The 16,876-nt window shown below is 74.6% G+C and carries 17 protein-coding genes; 10 read left to right on the plus strand and 7 right to left on the minus strand.

The features are described from left to right. Positions 1-138 precede the first annotated feature (138 nt). Both AB0953_RS22115 and AB0953_RS22120 read left to right on the plus strand, forming a co-directional pair. Complete coding sequence (locus AB0953_RS22115) at positions 139-558, plus strand: Fur family transcriptional regulator (RefSeq protein ID WP_366861228.1); 420 nt, start codon at positions 139-141, stop codon at positions 556-558. Between the two features lie 89 nt (positions 559-647). Beyond that, the gene (locus tag AB0953_RS22120) at positions 648-2,240 is read left to right on the plus strand and encodes a restriction endonuclease (RefSeq protein ID WP_366861229.1); all 1,593 of its coding nucleotides are present in this window, start codon (positions 648-650) and stop codon (positions 2,238-2,240) included. A gap of 327 nt (positions 2,241-2,567) precedes the next feature. Here AB0953_RS22120 and msrB read toward each other — a convergent pair whose 3' ends face one another. The 4 genes from msrB to AB0953_RS22140 all read right to left on the minus strand — a co-directional run bounded on the left by msrB (position 2,568) and on the right by AB0953_RS22140 (position 5,924). Beyond that, positions 2,568-2,978 (minus strand): peptide-methionine (R)-S-oxide reductase MsrB, encoded by a 411-nt coding sequence (msrB, locus tag AB0953_RS22125; RefSeq protein WP_366861230.1) that lies wholly within the window; start codon positions 2,976-2,978, stop codon positions 2,568-2,570. Between the two features lie 36 nt (positions 2,979-3,014). Then, the gene (murC, locus tag AB0953_RS22130; RefSeq protein ID WP_366861231.1) at positions 3,015-4,415 is read right to left on the minus strand and encodes a UDP-N-acetylmuramate--L-alanine ligase; all 1,401 of its coding nucleotides are present in this window, start codon (positions 4,413-4,415) and stop codon (positions 3,015-3,017) included. An 89-nt stretch (positions 4,416-4,504) separates the two neighbouring features. Next, the gene (locus tag AB0953_RS22135; protein WP_366861232.1) at positions 4,505-4,972 is read right to left on the minus strand and encodes an indole-3-glycerol phosphate synthase; all 468 of its coding nucleotides are present in this window, start codon (positions 4,970-4,972) and stop codon (positions 4,505-4,507) included. A gap of 139 nt (positions 4,973-5,111) precedes the next feature. Beyond that, the gene (locus AB0953_RS22140) at positions 5,112-5,924 is read right to left on the minus strand and encodes a pyrimidine reductase family protein (RefSeq protein ID WP_366861233.1); all 813 of its coding nucleotides are present in this window, start codon (positions 5,922-5,924) and stop codon (positions 5,112-5,114) included. A 36-nt stretch (positions 5,925-5,960) separates the two neighbouring features. On the opposite strand from AB0953_RS22140, the gene zapE reads away from it, so the two are divergent. The 5 genes from zapE to AB0953_RS22165 all read left to right on the plus strand — a co-directional run bounded on the left by zapE (position 5,961) and on the right by AB0953_RS22165 (position 11,057). Then, positions 5,961-7,064, plus strand: coding sequence for a cell division protein ZapE (zapE, locus tag AB0953_RS22145; protein ID WP_366861234.1), 1,104 nt, complete (start codon positions 5,961-5,963; stop codon positions 7,062-7,064). A gap of 58 nt (positions 7,065-7,122) precedes the next feature. Beyond that, positions 7,123-7,548 (plus strand): OsmC family protein, encoded by a 426-nt coding sequence (locus AB0953_RS22150; RefSeq protein ID WP_366861235.1) that lies wholly within the window; start codon positions 7,123-7,125, stop codon positions 7,546-7,548. Between the two features lie 209 nt (positions 7,549-7,757). Next, positions 7,758-9,113 carry an alkaline phosphatase PhoX gene (locus tag AB0953_RS22155; RefSeq protein WP_366861236.1) on the plus strand — a complete coding sequence of 452 codons (1,356 nt, stop codon included), beginning with the start codon at positions 7,758-7,760 and terminating at the stop codon, positions 9,111-9,113. A 58-nt stretch (positions 9,114-9,171) separates the two neighbouring features. Continuing rightward, entirely contained in the window at positions 9,172-10,050 is an 879-nt protein-coding gene (locus AB0953_RS22160) for a PPK2 family polyphosphate kinase (RefSeq protein WP_366861237.1), read from the plus strand. 80 nt (positions 10,051-10,130) lie between these two features. Then, positions 10,131-11,057, plus strand: a complete 927-nt coding sequence (locus AB0953_RS22165) for a polysaccharide deacetylase family protein (RefSeq protein WP_366861238.1) — start codon at positions 10,131-10,133, stop codon at positions 11,055-11,057. A 95-nt stretch (positions 11,058-11,152) separates the two neighbouring features. Here the strand turns inward: AB0953_RS22165 and AB0953_RS22170 are convergent, their stop codons facing one another. The 3 genes from AB0953_RS22170 to AB0953_RS22180 are packed head-to-tail and all read right to left on the minus strand — an operon-like array spanning position 11,153 to position 13,304. Then, a complete protein-coding gene (locus tag AB0953_RS22170; RefSeq protein WP_366861239.1) occupies positions 11,153-11,803 on the minus strand; it encodes an ABC transporter in 651 nt (216 codons plus the stop codon). Then, positions 11,800-12,630 carry an ATP-binding cassette domain-containing protein gene (locus tag AB0953_RS22175; RefSeq protein WP_366861285.1) on the minus strand — a complete coding sequence of 277 codons (831 nt, stop codon included), beginning with the start codon at positions 12,628-12,630 and terminating at the stop codon, positions 11,800-11,802. The genes AB0953_RS22170 and AB0953_RS22175 overlap by 4 nt, the downstream gene beginning before the upstream one ends. Next, positions 12,627-13,304: an AIM24 family protein gene (locus AB0953_RS22180; protein WP_366861240.1), complete on the minus strand. Its 678-nt coding sequence runs from the start codon at positions 13,302-13,304 to the stop codon at positions 12,627-12,629. Before AB0953_RS22180 ends, AB0953_RS22175 begins: the two co-directional genes overlap by 4 nt. Before the next feature lie 71 nt (positions 13,305-13,375). Between AB0953_RS22180 and AB0953_RS22185 the strand changes: the two genes are divergently transcribed. The 3 genes from AB0953_RS22185 (at position 13,376) to AB0953_RS22195 (ending at position 16,789) form a co-directional block, all read left to right on the plus strand. Further along, on the plus strand, positions 13,376-14,125 hold the full coding sequence (locus AB0953_RS22185; RefSeq protein ID WP_366861241.1) for an aminoacyl-tRNA hydrolase: 750 nt from the start codon (positions 13,376-13,378) through the stop codon (positions 14,123-14,125). A gap of 148 nt (positions 14,126-14,273) precedes the next feature. Next, positions 14,274-15,728, plus strand: a complete 1,455-nt coding sequence (locus AB0953_RS22190; RefSeq protein WP_366861242.1) for a DUF692 domain-containing protein — start codon at positions 14,274-14,276, stop codon at positions 15,726-15,728. Further along, positions 15,725-16,789: a TIGR04222 domain-containing membrane protein gene (locus tag AB0953_RS22195; RefSeq protein ID WP_366861243.1), complete on the plus strand. Its 1,065-nt coding sequence runs from the start codon at positions 15,725-15,727 to the stop codon at positions 16,787-16,789. The genes AB0953_RS22190 and AB0953_RS22195 overlap by 4 nt, the downstream gene beginning before the upstream one ends. The last annotated feature ends 87 nt before the right edge of the window (positions 16,790-16,876 follow it).

Consider the following 16,876-nt stretch of genomic DNA (forward strand, 5'->3'; position numbering starts at 1 on the left):
CATGTGCTCCCCCGCCGTCGTCCTGTGTCTTGGCTACCACCGGATCCGATCCTACGATCGACTTAGTCCAAGTCAATACAAGAACCAGGCGCATACCGAGTCATTCATCGGACGGTGCGGCAGTAAGGCTGGTGGGGCATGGGTGACCTGCTGGAACGGCTTCGCGGACGCGGCTGGCGGATGACCGCCCAGCGCAGGGTCGTCGCCGAGGTGCTGAGCGGCGAGCACGTCCACCTGACCGCGGAGGAGGTGCTCGCCCGGGCCTCCGCCCGGCTGCCCGAGATCTCCCGGGCGACGGTGTACAACACCCTCGGCGAGCTGGTGGCGCTCGGCGAGCTGGCCGAGGTGGCCACCGAGGGCCGCGCCAAGCGCTACGACCCCAACGCCGACCGCCCCCACCACCACCTGGTCTGCTCGGGCTGCGGCACCATCCGCGACGTCCACCCGGTGGCCGACCCCCTGACCGCCCTCCCGCCCGCGGAACACCACGGCTTCACCCTCTCCGCAGCCGCCATCACCTACCGCGGCCTCTGCCCCGCCTGCACCGCCCCCGCCTGACCAAGCGCAGCCTGCCGTGAACGCGATGGCCACCGACCCTCACCCACAGTAAGATCACTTGACCGATGCGTGCACAGGGGAGAGTGGCGATGGCGCAGCGCCGGGGGAGTTGGCAGCAGGAGTACGTACGGCAGCAGCAGGCGGCACAGCGCGAGCAACTCCGGATGCAGCGCGAGGCGGCACGGCAGCAGCGGGCCGCCGAAGCGGACCGCAAGCGCCGGGAGCGGGAGCGCCAACAGGCCCATGTCGCCCACCAGGTGCAGGACGCCGCTGACCGCTCGACCGCGGTCGAGCACGAGGTCGATCGCCTCCGGCAGCTGCTGCGCGACGCCGTGGTGTCCGACCCGCCGGTCTCTTTCGGCCGCCTGCGCCGCACGCACAGGGCGCAGCGGTTCGACGGCAGCCGCCGGCCCGGGCCCGGGCCGGCGCCCCGGTGGGAGGAGTTCGCTCCCCCTGCGCCCGGCGCGTTGTCCGCCCTCTTCGGTGGCCGCCGCCGGTACGAGCAGCGGCTGGCGCAGGAGCAGGCGCTGTTCGAGGAGGCGGAGCAGCGCCACCGCGCAGAGGAAGCGAAGCACCGGGCGAAGCTCGACCGCGAGCGGGCCGAGCACGCGGCGAAGCAGGAGCAGGCGGCCAGGGCGGTACGACAGTTCAACGCGGAACTGGACCAGCGGCACACCGGCTACCTGGCCGGCGAGCCCGCGAGCGTCGAATGGTTCCTCGGCGAGGTCCTGGACGCCTCCGACTACCCCCGGGGCTTCCCGTCACGTCACAGGGTGGCCTTCCGCCCGGCGGACGGCAGCGTGCTGGTGGAGATCGAGCTGCCGGCGGAGGACATCGTTCCGGCCGCCCGCAGCTACACCTACGTGAAGTCGCGGGACGAAATGAAGGCCCTGCCGCGCCCCGAGAAGGAGCGCAAGGAGCTGTACGCCTCCGTCCTCGCCCAGTGCGCACTGCGCACCGTGCACGAGATCTTCGCCTCCGACGAGGAGGGGATCGTCGACAGTGTCGTGCTCAACGGGCACGTCACGACCGTCGACCGCGCAACCGGCCAGGTGGTCTCGCCCTGCCTGATCACGCTGAGCAGCGATCGCGAGCAGTTCGGGAAGCTGAGGCTCAGCCAGGTCGAACCGACCGCCTGCCTCAAGCACCTCAATGCGCTGGTCTCCCCGAACCCGTACGAGCTCCAGCCGGTGCGGCCCATCATCGAGTTCGACCTCAAGAAGTACCGGCTGATGGACAGCATGGACGTGGTGGCCGGACTCGACAGCCGCCCGGTGCTGACCAGTCTGTCGCCGACGGAGTTCGAGCACCTGGTGCGGCAGCTGTTCGAGGCCATCGGCATGGAGGCGTGGAACACCCAGGCTTCCAAGGACGAGGGTGTCGATGCCGTGGCGATCAGCAAGGACCCGATCTTCAACGGCGAGTGCATCATCCAGGCCAAGCGCTACGCGAAGCTCGTCGGTGTCGAGTCGGTCCAGGCCCTGGCAGGCGTGGTGGAGCACAAGCGGGCCGCGAAGGGGGTGCTGATCACCACGTCCTGGTTCGGGCGGGCCAGCCACACCTTCGCGGCCGCGCACGGCCGCCTCCAGCTGATCGAGGGGCCCGAGCTCGTCTACCTCATCAAGGAGCACCTGGGCAAGGACGTCATCGCCGGCCCGGTCCCGCCGACTCGTCGGGGTTGAGGCGCAGGGAGACGTACGAGCCGGGGCAATGCCGACAGCAGATTCGGCCCGGTGCAGGGCGTGTTCGGCGATCCAGGGGGGATCGCGGTCACTCGGCAGCCGCCGCCGAACAACACGTACGACGTACGGGAAGCCGCCGTGCACTACTCCGGCCCGGCCGACGTGGTCGGCAGCAACGCACTCGGGGGAGCACCGCTCTCGGCGGAGGGAACTCCGAAGTAGGTCGCGCTGCGATTCACCTGCTGCCCGGCGCGGCTCCCGGTACGCCGGTGGGCCCTGCCGGTCCTTGAGGGATCGGAAGGGCCCACCGGGGAGTGTCGGGCGGGATCAGTCCTCCTGCGCAGGGATGAGGCGCAGGGAGATCGAGTTGATGCAGTAGCGCTGGTCCGTGGGGGTCGGGTAGCCCTCGCCCTCGAAGACGTGGCCCAGGTGGGAGCCGCAGCGGGCGCAGAGCACCTCGGTGCGGATCATGCCGTGGGAGGTGTCCGCGCGCAGTTCGACCGCGTCCGAGTCCTTCGGGTCGTAGAAGGACGGCCAGCCGCAGTGCGAGTCGAACTTCTCGGTGGAGCGGAAGAGCTCGGCGCCGCAGGCGCGGCAGCTGTAGATGCCGGGCGTCTTGGTGTCGGTGTACTCACCGCGGAACGCCGGCTCGGTGCCCGCGAGGCGCAGCACCTGGTACTCGGACGGGGTCAGCTCCGCCTGCCACTGCTCGTCCGGCTTCTCGACCTCGTACGCCATGACTCTCCCGCTCCCTCGTCTTCCGTCCCTGGTCCGTCAGTGCGACAGCCGGGCCAGGATCGCCGGACCGAGGTCCGTGACGTCTCCCGCGCCCATCGTGAGAACGAGATCGCCGGGCTTGGCCATTCCCGCGATCACGTCGGCGACGGACTCCTTGTCGTGCTCGGCCGTGACGTCGGCGCCCGCGGCCCGCGCGGCCGTGATGATGATCTCGCTGGTGACGCCCGGGATCGGGTCCTCGCGGGCCGGGTAGATGTCCAGGACCACGGCCGAGTCGGCCAGCGCCAGGGCCTGGCCCATCTCCTTGCCCAGCTCCTGGGTGCGGGAGAACAGGTGCGGCTGGAAGACCACCAGGATCCGGGAGTCGCCGGCCGCGCCGCGGATGGCCTCCAGGTCGGCGGTCATCTCGGTGGGGTGGTGGGCGTAGGAGTCGATGACCTGGACGCCCGCGGCCTCGCCCTTGAGCTGGAGGCGGCGCTTGACGCCGGTGTACTTGCCGATCGCGCCGGCCAGGTCCTCGGCGGGGATGCCGAGGGCGACGCCGGCGGCGAGGGCGGCGACGGCGTTGTGGGCGTAGTGGCGGCCGGGCACGGACACGGTGAAGGTGATCGTGCGGCCGTCCAGGACCACGGTGACCTCGCTGGTCAGGCCGCGCGGGGTGATCTTCTCGATCCGGACGTCGGCGTCGGCCTCCTCGCCGTACGTGACGACGGTCAGGCCCTCGGTGCCCCGGACCCGGCGGGCGATCTCGGCGGCGCCCTCCTGGCCGTGTGCGACGACCAGGGTGCCGCCGGGCACGATCCGGGCGACGAAGGTCTCGAAGGACTCGTGGATCTCCTCCATCGACGCGTAGTTCGCGTGGTGGTCGAGCTCCGCGTTGAGGATGATCGCGACCTGCGGGGCGTACTTGTGGAAGCTGCGGTCGCTCTCGTCCGCCTCGGCGACGAAGATGTCGCCGGCGCCGTGGTGGGCGTTGGAGCCCGGGGCGTCCAGGTCGCCGCCGATGGCGTAGGAGGGGTCCAGGCCCAGGGCCGAGAGGGACACCGCCAGCATGGAGGTGGTGGTGGTCTTGCCGTGGGTGCCGGCCACCGCGATCGGGCGCAGCCCGTCCATCAGGGCGGCGAGGGCGTCGGAGCGGTGCACGACGGGCACGCCGAGCTCGGCGGCGCGGGCCAGCTCCGGGTTGTCGGCGCGGATGGCGCTGGAGACGACCACGCAGGTGGCGTCGTCGGCGAGGTGTCCGGCCGCGTGCCCGATGTGGACCGTCGCGCCGTGGGCGCGCAGGGCCGCGGCGGTCTCGGAGTCGCGGGCGTCGCTGCCGGCCACCTCGGCTCCGCGCTGGGCGAGGATCTTCGCGATGCCGGACATGCCGGCGCCGCCGATGCCGATGAAGTGCGGGCGTTCCATGGCGTTCGGCAGGCCGGACGGCGGCGTCATACGGATGCTCCCCAAGGTGCGGGTCGGTTGCGCCGGGCGCCCCGGCGCATGGGCACCGGGACGTCTCGGCGAAAGTGTCGGACGCCAGCCTATTCGTTGTGGGCGAAGAGCTTGAGCACCGGAACCCCGACCTTGTGGCGCGCCCGGGAGGCCCAGTCCCGGTGGAAGAACTCCTCCACGAAGTGCGGAGCGGTCAGGACGATCACCTCGTCGGCGGCCGCGGAGTCCACGACCTCCTTGAGCTTGTCGAGCGGGTGGTCCTCGACGATCTGCCCGGTGGCCTGGGCGCCTCTGCGGCGCAAGGCCTCCACGGAGTGGGCCAGGGCCTGCTCGGCAGGGCCGCGGGCGGCCTCGCCCTCGGGCACGTCGGCCTCGCGCAGGGCCTCGGGCAGCTCGCCGAGCGCGACGTCGTCGATGGCGCGCAGCAGCCGGTCCTGGTCGCCCCGGGGCTGCATGAGCACGATGAAGGAGACCGGGTCGTCCCCGTGCAGGGTGGTGACGAAGTCCACGTCGACGGTGGTCAGCGGCTGCTCGATCATCAAAACGCTCGTGAACACGGACGCCCTCTCCTTCATGGGCCGCGGCCGGCCAGCCGGCCGGCCCCTGCGGAAACCATCCTGCCCCGCTCTCGCACGAGGCCTGCGCAGATATATCTGCCCAGCAGGAGCTAAGCGGAACGACAAATTCCGCCCCTGGTCAGATCCGACGGTAGCTCGTGAAGAGGAACCCGGCCTCCTCCAGCACGGAGGCGGGCGCCAGCCGGTGCGGCACCGCGACCGCGGGCCCGCCGGCGATGCGCTGGGCATCGCCGGCGGTGAGCATCGGCGAGATCGTCAGGCACAGCTCGTCCAGCACGTCGGCGGCCACGAACTGGCCCAGCAGCCGGGGCCCGCCCTCGGTGAGCTGGCGGCGCAGCCCGCGGTCGGCGAGCTCGCGGACCGCCCGGGCCGGGTCCACGGCGGCCCCCTCGCCGGCGATCACGACCTCGGCCCCGGCCCGTACGGCCTCGGCCACCCGGTCGGAGGGGGCGCCCGCCCCGGTGACCACCAGGGTCGGCACGAGGGGGGAGGTGAACAAGGGGAGGGAGAAGTCCAGGTCCAGGCCGGCGGTCACCACCGCGATGACCGGGGCGGGGCCCTGTCCGGCGGCCTCCCGCCGGGCCGCGAAGGCCTCGCGGGCGCGGGCCGGGCGGTAGCCCTCCTGGCGAACCGTTTCGGCTCCGGCGATCACCACATCGGCCAGCGCCCGCAGGGTGCCGAAGATCCGCATGTCCGTCTCGCCCGAGATGGGCTGCGAGCGGCCGTCGTGCTGGGCCGCGCCGTCCAGGGTGGAGACCATGTTGGCGCGCAGCCAGTGGCCGTCCGGGCCGAGGGCGGGGTACGCATACGCCTCCGCCAGCTCGTCCAGGGACCACTCACGGTCGGTGAGGGCCTCTGCCTGCCGGGCCCGCGCCCGGTCCGGAGCCTCGGCGGGGGATGTCTGATCGGTCACAGGGAACAGCCGTCGCATCGGTGAAGTGTGCCACGGCACGTAGAGTTAAGAGCTGTGTCAACATCACTCTCGACCTCCGGTTCCACCTACGGGCGACACCCGATAGCCGACGCCGGCCCGCAGGCCCTGTGCGCCCGCGAGCCCCGGGTGCCCGCCGAACGGCTGGTGGCCGAGATGGTCCCGCCGCCGCGTTTCGACTCGGTGCGCTTCGACACGTACAACCCCGACCCCACCCAGCCCAGCCAGGCCGAGGCCGTCTCGGTCCTGAGCGGCTTCGCCGCGGGGCTCGGCGGCGCGCACGCCAGCGGCTCCGGCAAGCGGCGCTGGTTCGCCCGCAAGCCCGCCGCCCCGGCCGCGCCGCGCGGGATCTACCTCGACGGCGGCTACGGCGTCGGCAAGACCCACCTGCTGGCCTCCCTGTGGCACGCCGCCCCCGCCGAGCCGGCGCTGAAGGCCTTCGGCACCTTCGTGGAGCTGACCAACCTGGTCGGCGCCCTCGGCTTCCAGCAGACCGTGCAGACGCTGGGCGGGCACCGGCTGCTGTGCATCGACGAATTCGAACTGGACGACCCGGGCGACACCGTGCTCGTGTCCTCGCTGCTCGGCAAGCTGGTCGAACAGGGCGTGGCGCTGGCCGCCACCTCCAACACGCTGCCCGGCAAGCTCGGCGAGGGCCGCTTCGCCGCCGCGGACTTCCTGCGGGAGATCCAGGGGCTGTCCGCGCACTTCCGGCCGCTGCGCATCGACGGCCAGGACTACCGCCACCGCGGGCTGCCGGAGGCGCCGGCGCCGTTCTCGGACGAGCAGGTGGCGAAGGCCGCGTACGCCACCGAGGGCGCCAGCCTCGACGACTTCCCCGGGCTCCTGGAGCACCTGGCGCGGGTGCACCCCAGCCGGTACGGGGCCCTGACCGAGGGGATAACCGCGGTCTGCCTCACCGACGTGGTGCCGGTCCCGGACCAGTCGACGGCGCTGCGGCTGGTGGTGCTGGCCGACCGGCTGTACGACCGGGAGATACCGGTGCTCGCGTCGGGCGTCCCGTTCGACCGGCTGTTCAGCGACGAGATGCTGAACGGCGGGTACCGCAAGAAGTACTTCCGCGCCATATCGCGGCTCACCGCGCTGGCACGCGACGCGAAACCCCTGGTGTCCCAGTAGGTTTGGGGTCCGGCTTCTGCGAACTTCTTTGAGCTTCCGCGAAGGGACACCACAGAACATGGCCACCACCCGTCACGCACACACCGTCTGGGAAGGCAACCTGCTGGAGGGCAAGGGTGTCGTCACCCTCGACTCCTCGGGCATCGGGTCGTACGACGTCTCCTGGCCCTCGCGGGCGGAGGCCGCCAACGGCAAGACCAGCCCGGAAGAGCTGATCGCCGCCGCGCACTCCAGCTGCTTCTCGATGGCGCTGTCGCACGCGCTGGCGGGCAGGGGCACGCCGCCCACCCGTCTGGAGACGAAGGCGGACGTCACGTTCCAGCCGGGCGAGGGCATCACCGGGATCCACCTGACGGTGGAGGGGCAGGTTCCGGGTCTTGACGCGGCTGGCTTCGAGGCGGCCGCGCAGGACGCGAAGAAGAACTGCCCGGTCAGCCAGGCCCTGACGGGCACGACGATCACCCTGAGCGCCACCCTGGCCTGACGGCCTCCTCCGCCCCGCCTGCCGGCAGGCCCCGCGGCCGGGCCGGTACGGCGGGGCAGTCCCCCCACCGGCGGCGCGCCCCACCGGGGGCAGTGCCCGCCCCACCGGCAGCGGTGCCGCCGGTGGGGGGAGGGCTGCGGCGGGGCGCACCGGGGGCAGCGGGTGCGGCGTGGTACCACGGCTCCCGGTCCCCCCGATCGGAGTCCCGCATGTCCGTTTCACGCCGCAGTGTGCTCGCCGCCGCCTCCATCGCGTTCAGCGGAGCCGTCGGGGTGCTGTTCACCGGCGGCCGGGCCGCCCCCGCCGGGCGCGGGCCCGGGTACGGCCCGCTCGTGGCCGACCCCCGCGGGCTGCTCGACCTCCCGGCCGGCTTCGCGTACACCGTCCTCTCCCGTGCGGGCGACCCGCTCAGGTCCGGCGAGGGGACCGTGCCCGGCAACTGCGACGGCATGGCCGCGTTCGCCGCCGACCCGGCCTCCGGCGCAGGGGTCCGGCTCGTGCGGAACCACGAGAACAAGCCCGCCGCCACCCTGCGCGTCCCGCCCGTCGCGGGCCTGACCTACGACCCCGCCGCCCTCGGCGGCTGCACCCTCCTCGAGCTCGCCCCCGACGGCCGCGTCACCGCCGAGCGCGTCGCCCTGGCCGGCACCGCCGTCAACTGCGCGGGCGGCCGCACCCCCTGGAACACGTGGCTGAGCTGCGAGGAGACCGAGGACCGGGCCGGCACCTCCGGCTACACCCGCGACCACGGCTACGTCTTCGAGGTCGACCCCGCCGACCCGCACCGCTCCGGCGCGGTCCCGCTCACCGCGATGGGCCGCTTCGCGCACGAGGCCGTCGCCGTGGATCCGTACACCGGGATCGTGTACGAGACCGAGGACGCCTTCGTCCGCCCCTTCGGCCTGTTCTACCGCTTCCTGCCGGTCCGCCCGCTCGGCGGCCCCGGCTCGCTGCGGGCCGGCGGCGTCCTCCAGGCCCTGCGGGTGCCCGGGGTGCCCGACCTGTCGGTGGTGGACGAGCCGGGCGCCGAGTTCCCGGCCGAGTGGGTCCCCGTACCGGACCCGGCCGCGGCCGGCACCCCGATCCGGTTCCAGGACTTCGGCGCCGGCGGCATCACGCACGCCCAGAAGCTGGAGGGCTGCTACTGGGGCGACGGCGGCGTCCACTTCGTCTCGAGCTACGCCCGCAGCGGCGAGGGCTCCGCCGCCGACCACCACGGCCAGGTCTGGTTCCACGACCCGCGGCGCTCCAAGGTCCGCCTCGACGTGCTCTTCGGTCCGGCCACGGACATCGCGCTGCCCGGGGACTGCCCCGACAACATCTGCCTGGCCCCGGACGGCGGCCTGATGGTGTGCGAGGACGGCGGCGGCGCCCAGTACGTCTTCGGGGTGACCCGGGCCGGGGAGGTGTACCCGGTGGCCCGCAACGCCGAGGACATCGGGCGGCCCGGGGCCCCGGAATGGGGCGAGTTCGCCGGGGTGACCTTCTCCCCGGACGGCCGCACGATGTACGTCAACGCCTACGCGCCCGGCACCACCTTCGCCGTGACGGGCCCCTGGCGCTGAGGCGTCCGCCCGCCGGCGACGCCTCGCGGGTCCGCCCGTTGTGGTGGACCATCGGAGGGTGTCCTCCGCAAGGCCGGGCCACGACGCCCGCGGCGCCCCGGCGGGCCGGCTGGGCCCGCTGCTGCGCCTGCCCGCCGGGAGGCCCGTCGACCTCGGCGCGCTCTCACCGTCGGCGATGCCCGCCGGCCCCGCCGACAAGGCCGCCGGGCAGGCGGCCACGGCCCGGCTGACGGGGCCGCTCGCCGCGCTGCAGGAGCGGCTGTACGCGGCCGCCACCGGCGGTGACCGCCGTCGGCTCCTGCTGGTCCTGCAGGGCATGGACACCAGCGGCAAGGGCGGCACGGTCGCACACGTGATCGGCCCGCTCAACCCCTCCGGCTGCCGCATCACCTCCTTCAAGGCGCCCACCGCCGAGGAGCGCGCCCACCCGTTCCTCTGGCGGATCGCCAAGGCGCTCCCCCGCCCGGGCGAAATCGGCATCTTCGACCGCTCGCACTACGAGGACGTGCTCATCGCCCGCGTCCGCGAGCTGGTGCCGCGCGACCGTCTGGAGCGCCGCTACGGGGAGATCAACCGCTTCGAGGAGTCCCTCGCCGAGGACGGCGTGACCCTGCTGAAGGTCTTCCTCCACCTCAGTCCGCAGGAGCAGCTCAAGCGGCTGCTGAAGCGGCTCGACAACCCGGACAAGCGCTGGAAGTTCGACCCGGGCGACATCGAGGAGCGGGCGCTGTGGCCCGCGTACCAGGAGGCGTACGCCCTGGCGCTGGAACGCTGCTCCACCGCCGCGCCGTGGTACGTCGTCCCCGCGGACCGCAAGTGGTACCGGAACTGGGCCGTCAGCACCCTGCTGCTGGAGCATCTGGAGGACATCGACCCGCGGTATCCGGAGCCCGGTTTCGACGTCGGCGCGTGCCGTGCGCGGCTGCTGGCGAGCTGAGGCGGACCCGGGCGGGGGATTCTCGGGGCCACCCCGCGCCATGACCATACGCAAAGCAGATGTTCATATATTTTGCCTGCGTGACCCATTCCGTACGCAATGCGGTGGCCACGGCCGCCCTCGGTGCCGCCCTGTGCACCGCCCTCACCGGATGCGGAGGCGCCGCCGCCCCCTCCGGCAGCCAGGCCCGACTGGCCACCCCCGCCGCGTCCGACGGGCCGTCCTCCGCCGCCTCGGCCGCCGCCCCCAGCTCCCCCGCCGCCGCCTCCGCCTCGCCGCCGGCCGCCGGGGCCGGCGGGCCCGGCAAGGCACCGACGCTGCCGCCCGGCCCGAACGGCCTGACCCCCGTCTTCGAACGGGCCGGGCAGCAGACCGACAAGACCGTCGCGCTGACCTTCGACGCCGACATGACCTCCGATCAGGGGCCGCGCGCGGCGGGCGGGGAGCACTTCGACAACCCGCAGCTCATCGCCACCCTGAAGGCGCTCAAGGTGCCGTCGACCATCTTCATGACGGGGCGCTGGGCCGAGGAGTACCCCGACCAGGCGAAGGCCATCGGCACCGATCCGAACTTCGAGATCGCGAACCACTCGTACAGCCACCACGCCTTCAAGTCCCCCTGCTACGGGCTCCCCGCGCTCGACACCGCGGCCGCCCGGGCCGACGTCGACCGGGCCTTCGCCGCCTTCCGCACGGCGGGCGCCGTGAACACCGTCCCCTACTTCCGCTTCCCCGGCGGCTGCTACGACGACCAGGCCCTGCGCGCGCTGTCCACGGCCAAGGTCACCGCCGTGCAGTGGGACGTGGTCAGCGGGGACGCCTTCGCGAAGGATCCGGACGCGGTGGCCCGGCAGGTCCTCGGTGCGGTCAAGCCGGGCTCCGTGGTGGTCATGCACTGCACGCGCAGCGCGGCCCCCGTCACCGAGGAGGCCGTCCGGAAGATCGTCCCGGAACTGCGCGCACGGGGCTTCCGCTTCGTGAAGGTGTCCGACCTCATCGGAAAATAGCCCGTCCCTTCCGGCCTCGCCGGCCTGTGAGGCGCGGGGTGGGGGGCGGCGCCCCGAGGAAACCCGCTCAGGGGTCGGCCCCCGGCACGGGGGGGTCAGCCTCGCCGCGCGGCGAATCGGCAGGTCAGGGCGGCTGCGCCGGCCGCCAGGGCCAGGGACCCCGCGGCGGCCGCCAGGGGGAGGTCGGCGACGCCGGCGCGGGAGCCCGCGACGAGCGCGGTCACCGCGCTGTGGGCCGGAGAAGCGCCGACGACCAGGGCGGCGAGCGAGCCGATGGCGCCGGCCAGGACCGCGAAGCCGGTCGGGCGGACCAGCGGCCGGCTGCCCAGCGCGCCGACGGCCGCGCCGGTCAGCGCGCACGCCAGCACCGCCAGGCCGCCCGCGGCGGCGGCCTCCGCGCCCGGCACACCGCGCCGCGCGCCGATGAGCAGCACCGCGGCGACGGCCGCGGCCCCGGCCAGCACGGCCGCGCCCGCCGCCGTGAGCAGGGCCGCCGCGTGCACCCGTACGGGACCGGCCGCGGCGGCGGCGCAGTCGCGGGCGGCGTCGGGCTCGTGCGTGACGCACACCCGGACCAGCCAGGCCGCGACCGGGACCAGGCCGGCGGCCGCCCAGCCGAGGGAGTCGAGGACCGGCTCGCCGGGCCGGACCCCGACGGCCACGAAGGCCGCGTACAGCAGGACGGGGCCGAGCCAGCGCTGCGAGCGCAGCAGCAGGGCGCCCTGGTAGCGGATCAGCGCGGTCACGGCAGTTCCTCCACGGCTCGGATGTGCCAGGGCGGCTCGGCGGTGAGCAGGGCCCGCAGCACCGCGTCGGAGCGGGCCGCGGGCACGGTCAGCAGCAGGCCGCCCCCGCGCGGCGCGGGCGAGCCCGCCAGCCCCGCCGGCAGGGCGGCGCCGGGCGGTCCGGCCGCCCGGATCCGGACCCGCGGCCCCGGCCCTGCGCCCCCGCCGGACGGCCCCGACACCGCCACCAGCCCCGTCCCCTCCACCCGGTGGTGGGCATCGGCCGCACCGGCCAGCCGCGCCGGGTCGTGGTCGACGAAGACGACCGCGGCGCCGTCGGCGGTCCGTTCGGCGACGGCCCGGTCCAGCTCGGCGCGGGCGGCCGGGTCCAGCCCGGTCCAGGCCTCGTCGAGGACGAGCAGGCCCGGCTCGGCGAGCAGCGCCTGGGCGACGGCCACCTTCTGGCTGCTGCCCTTGGACAGTTCGGCGAGCGGGGTGCGGCCGTGCGCGCCGGCGCCGAACCGCTCCAGCCAGTACGCGGCCCGGCGTGCGGCCTCGGCCCGCCCGAGCCCGTGCACCCGGCCCATGTGGGTCAGGTAGGCCGTGGCGGTCAGCGGCAGCACGGCCGGGAAGCGCTCGGGGACGTACGCCGTGCGGCGCGGGCGGCCGGTGATGCGCCCCTCGGTCGGGGTGTCGATGCCGGCGACGAGGCGCAGCAGGGTGGACTTGCCGCCGCCGTTGCGGCCTTCGATGCGCACGAGGGTGCCCGGCGCCAGCTCCAGGCCGATGCCGCGCAGCACCCAGGGCCGCCGCAGGCCGTAGCGGCGCCCGACTCCGGTGAGCTTCAGTGTGCCGCCACCGCTTCGGTCAGCTCGCTGGGGCGGACGATGACGAAGCCCTCGCCGCGCAGCATCAGCTGGACGGCCTCGCCGGAGCCGCCGCGCAGCATCGAGCCGACGGACTGGGAGCGGTGCAGGCCCGTCTCGAGCTGCGTGCTCCAGCCGACGACGGCGTCGGTGTCCACGTACACGGGGGACTGCGCCGTGACCGGGATGACGATCGGGTTGCCGTCGCAGACGACGGCGAGCTTCCCGGTGCCGGTGAAGACGCTGTTGAAGAGGCCGCCGCCGGTCATGCCGGCGCCCTTCACCATCTTGATCTCGTAGGCGAGGGTGGGGTCGAAGCACAGGACGTTGCGGCCGTTGATCGACAGGGAGTCGCCGGGCTCGAGGTCGACGATGAAGCAGTTGCCGGCCTGGTGGGCGAACCAGGCCTCGCCCTGGCCGCGCACGGACATCAGCGGCAGCCCCTCGCCGGTGACGGCGCGCTTGAGCATGCCGCCTATGCCCTGGCCCTTGCGCTCGAACCGGAGGTTGCCGCGGAAGGCGACCATCGAGCCCTGCCGGGCGAACATCTCGCCGTCGACGGCGTACTTCACCGACTTGGCGTTCTGCAGGGTCATCCCGGGTGCGGCGGCGGCGGACCGGGCCAGGTGCTCGGAGGCAAAGAGGTCGCTCTTCATGCGCCCGATCCTCGCCCGGCGGGTACCCCCGCGGCATCATCCTGGAGACGGACCCTGGCATCCTTGGCGGGATGAGCAGCCAGGACATCCATCCTTCCGCAGAGGTACCGGCCGTCGGGGCCGACAGCCCGTTCCGGCAGGGACGCATCGCCCGCGACGAGGCCCCGCAGTTCGTGCTGCCCCTCGTCGTACGGATCGAGAAGGCCGAACCGCCCGCGCGCACGGACGCGCTGCAGACGGCGGCCCGTGCGGTGCTGGTGCTGCTGAGCGACGAGCGGGCCCGCGGCGAGGGCGAGTGGGCCGGGGCCGTGCGCGACTGGCAGGACGCGCGGATCCGCAAGGTCGTGCGGCGGGCGCGCGGTGCGGAGTGGCGCAAGGCGCAGGCACTGCCGGGCATCACGGTGCACGGTGACACCTCGGAGGTACGGGTCTACCCGCCGGTCCCGCTGGACGGCTGGCCCAAGGAGCTCGCCAAGCTGCAGGTGTCGGGGACCGACCTGGAGGACCCGGAGCCGGCCGGCCCGCCCACGCCGGGCGTCCCGGTGCTGTGGCTCAACCCGGACCTGGAGATGTCCGCCGGCAAGGCGATGGCCCAGGCCGGGCACGCGGCGCAGCTCGCCTGGTGGGAGCTGACCGGCCCGGAGCGCACCGCGTGGCAGGACTCCGGTTTCCGGCTGGAGGTGCGGACGGCCCCGCGCGAGCGGTGGCCGGAACTGGGCGGCAGCGGGCTGCCGGTCGTCCGGGACGCCGGTTTCACGGAGATCGCCCCGGGCTCGGCCACGGTGGTCGCGGACCACCCGGCGCTGCGGGCCCGGCTCTGAGGCCGCACCCGGCCGGCGGGCCGGGATCCGCGGAACCTCAAATGTTGCTCTGAACGTCCCCTACCGGTGGTTGGCCCGGCTGCGTCGGGGCGATGACACCGGCACACGGACCGGCACACACGGGACCGCTGAGAGGGGGCAAGGGGACATGGAGCCCATGGCACACCTGGGGGTGGGCGTCGGCTGGCGGCCGGAGATCGCCGACGCGGTGGAGCGGCTGCCCGGCCTGGACTGGGTCGAGGTGGTGGCCGAGAACATCTGCCCCGGCCACCTGCCGGAGCCGCTGCTGCGGCTGCGCGAGCGCGGCGTGCGGGTCGTGCCGCACGGGGTCTCGCTGGGCCTGGGCGGCGCCGGGCGGCCCGACCCGGAGAAGCTGGCCGCGCTCGCGGAGCGGGCGGTGGCGTTGGGCGCGCCGCTGGTCACCGAGCACATCGCGTTCGTGCGGACGGCTTCGCCGGCGCTGGAGGCCGGGCACCTGCTGCCGGTGCAGCGGACGCGGGACGCGCTGGACGTCCTGTGCGAGAACGTCCGGATCGCGCAGGACGCGCTCCCGGTGCCGCTGGCCCTGGAGAACATCGCCGCGCTGGTCTCCTGGCCCGGCGAGGAGCTGACGGAGGCGCAGTTCCTGGCGGAGCTGGTGGAGCGGACCGGGGTGCGGCTGCTGATCGACGTGGCGAACCTGCACACGAACCGGGTCAACCGCGGGGAGGACCCCGCCGCCGTGCTGGACGCGATCCCGCTGGAGGCGCTCGCGTACGTGCACGTCGCCGGCGGCGTCGAGCGGGGCGGGGTGTGGCACGACACCCACGCCCACCCGGTGCCGCCCGCGGTCCTGGAGCTGCTGGCCGGGCTCCGCAGCCGGGTGGCCCCGCCCGGCGTCCTGCTGGAGCGCGACGACGACTTCCCGCCGGAGGAGGAACTCGCGGCGGAACTGGCCGCGATCCGCGCGACGGCCGCGATCGGCCGCCCGCAGGCGGACGGGGCCGGCGCGGTCCCGCGCCGTCGCCCGAGCCGGGGCCCGGCCGCGGCCGTCGGCGGCCCGTCCCGCGCGGCTGCGCCCGCGGGCTCCGCGCAGGCAGGCCGGGCGCTGGCGGCCCCCGCGCAGGCGGCCCCCGCGCCGGTGGCGACGGCTCCGGACCCCGGGGCGGCCGCGGGCGAGGGCACGTCCGGCGGCGGCCGGGCCGGCGGGCTCGAAGCGGCGCGGACGCGGGTCGGGTTGGAACAGGCCGCGCTGCTGTCCGCGCTCGTGGCCGGGACGCCGGTGCCCGAGGGCTTCGACCGGCAGCGGATACGGGTGCAGGCGCGGGCCCTGGCCGCCAAGCGGGCCTCGGTCGTCGCCAAGGTCGCGCCGGAGCTGCCCGGGATCCTTGGCGGCGCCGACCCCTTCCGCGAGGCCTTCCTCGCGTACGCCCGGACCCGCCCCATGGCCGGCGGGTACCGCCGCGACGCGCTGGACTTCGCCGAGCACCTGCTGGTCCGGGACCTGCCGGCCGATCCGGCCGCCCGGCGCCGGCTCACCTCCTGGTGGCGGGACCGGGCCGGGGCCCGACCGCCGCGCCGCGTGGTGCGCTGGGCCCGCGCCCTGGCGGGGAGAGCGGCATGAACCTCCTCGCGCTCGGTATCTGGCTCGGCGTCATCGCCTCCACCGTGCTCCTCTTCCGCGGCATCCGCCGCGCCCTGCCGCACGCGGGCCCGGACCCGCGGCTGCTCGACCTGTCGGAGGCCGCGTTCGCCACCGGCGGCCCCGGCGGGGTCGTGGACACCGCCCTGGTCTCGCTCCTCGCGCACGGCCGGCTCCTCGTCGGCGGGCCCGGCATCGTCCAGGTGCGGCCCGGGGCGCAGGCCGCCGACCCGGCCGAGCGCGCCGTGCTCCAGGCCCACGCGCATGCCCCCTCCGGCTGGCTGTACCAGGTGCGCTACCTGGCCATGCTGGACCCGGCGGTCCAGGAGACCGGGGACGCGCTGGTCGCGCGGGGGCTGCTCGCCCGGCCCGGGTGGGGCAGCCGCTGGCGGCGCCGGGCCCTGGCCCAGGTCATCGTGTGCGCGGTCCTGCTGGTGCTGTCGCTGCCGCTCACCTTCGTGGCGCTGGCACTGCAGGCGGACTCGGGAGTCCCGTTCATCGTCGAGGTGTTCCCGGTCCTGATCGGCGGCATCGTGATGGGCGCCGCCGCGCGGAGGAGGGCCCGGCAGTGGGTCTCCCCGGCCGGGCAGCGGGCCCTTGCGGAGCTGCGGGCCCGGTACGCGGGGCTGAGCACCCCGCCGGTGCAGATCGCCCTGTTCGGGCTGAAGGGGCTGCGGGACCCGTACCTGCGCTCGCTGCTGGTCCCCGCGGCCCGCAGCACCCGCCTCGCGGCGGCCCAGCACGGCTCCCGCCCGCCCCGCACCTCCCGTTCCTCCGGGTCCTCCTCCCACTCGGGGGGCTCGCACAGCTCCTGCGGGTCCGGCGCCGAGGTGGTGCCGGTCGTGTGGTGTGCGAGCAGCGACCCCGGCGGCTCGGGCTCCGGCTGCGGGTACTCGGTCAGCGGCTGCGCCTCCTCCGGATCGGGCTGCGGGTCCTCGTCCAGCAGCTGCGGCGGCAGCAGCTCCAGCTGTTCCGGCAGTTCGAGCTGTTCCAGCAGTTCGAGCTGCAGCTCCTCCAGCTCCAGCTGCGGCAGCAGCTCCTGACGGCCCCTCACCGGCCGGCGGCCCCGCCGGACACCCGGCTCCGCCGGGCGCGCCCTGCGGCATTCGGGGGTTCGGCGGCGACACCCG

Origin of the sequence: Streptomyces sp. NPDC046866 (genome assembly GCF_040704625.1) — a bacterium.
Classification (GTDB): Bacteria; Actinomycetota; Actinomycetes; order Streptomycetales; family Streptomycetaceae; genus Streptomyces.

Bases quoted from the DNA above. Each gene is read 5' to 3' on its own strand.
- AB0953_RS22115 (WP_366861228.1), top strand. From the start codon at position 139: ATGGGTGACCTGCTGGAACGGCTTCGCGGACGCGGCTGGCGGATGACC.
- AB0953_RS22120 (WP_366861229.1), top strand. From the start codon at position 648: ATGGCGCAGCGCCGGGGGAGTTGGCAGCAGGAGTACGTACGGCAGCAG.
- msrB (WP_366861230.1), bottom strand. From the start codon at position 2,978: ATGGCGTACGAGGTCGAGAAGCCGGACGAGCAGTGGCAGGCGGAGCTG.
- murC (WP_366861231.1), bottom strand. From the start codon at position 4,415: ATGACGCCGCCGTCCGGCCTGCCGAACGCCATGGAACGCCCGCACTTC.
- AB0953_RS22140 (WP_366861233.1), bottom strand. From the start codon at position 5,924: ATGCGACGGCTGTTCCCTGTGACCGATCAGACATCCCCCGCCGAGGCT.
- AB0953_RS22150 (WP_366861235.1), top strand. From the start codon at position 7,123: ATGGCCACCACCCGTCACGCACACACCGTCTGGGAAGGCAACCTGCTG.
- AB0953_RS22155 (WP_366861236.1), top strand. From the start codon at position 7,758: ATGTCCGTTTCACGCCGCAGTGTGCTCGCCGCCGCCTCCATCGCGTTC.
- AB0953_RS22180 (WP_366861240.1), bottom strand. From the start codon at position 13,304: ATGAAGAGCGACCTCTTTGCCTCCGAGCACCTGGCCCGGTCCGCCGCC.
- AB0953_RS22185 (WP_366861241.1), top strand. From the start codon at position 13,376: ATGAGCAGCCAGGACATCCATCCTTCCGCAGAGGTACCGGCCGTCGGG.
- AB0953_RS22190 (WP_366861242.1), top strand. From the start codon at position 14,274: ATGGAGCCCATGGCACACCTGGGGGTGGGCGTCGGCTGGCGGCCGGAG.
- AB0953_RS22195 (WP_366861243.1), top strand. From the start codon at position 15,725: ATGAACCTCCTCGCGCTCGGTATCTGGCTCGGCGTCATCGCCTCCACC.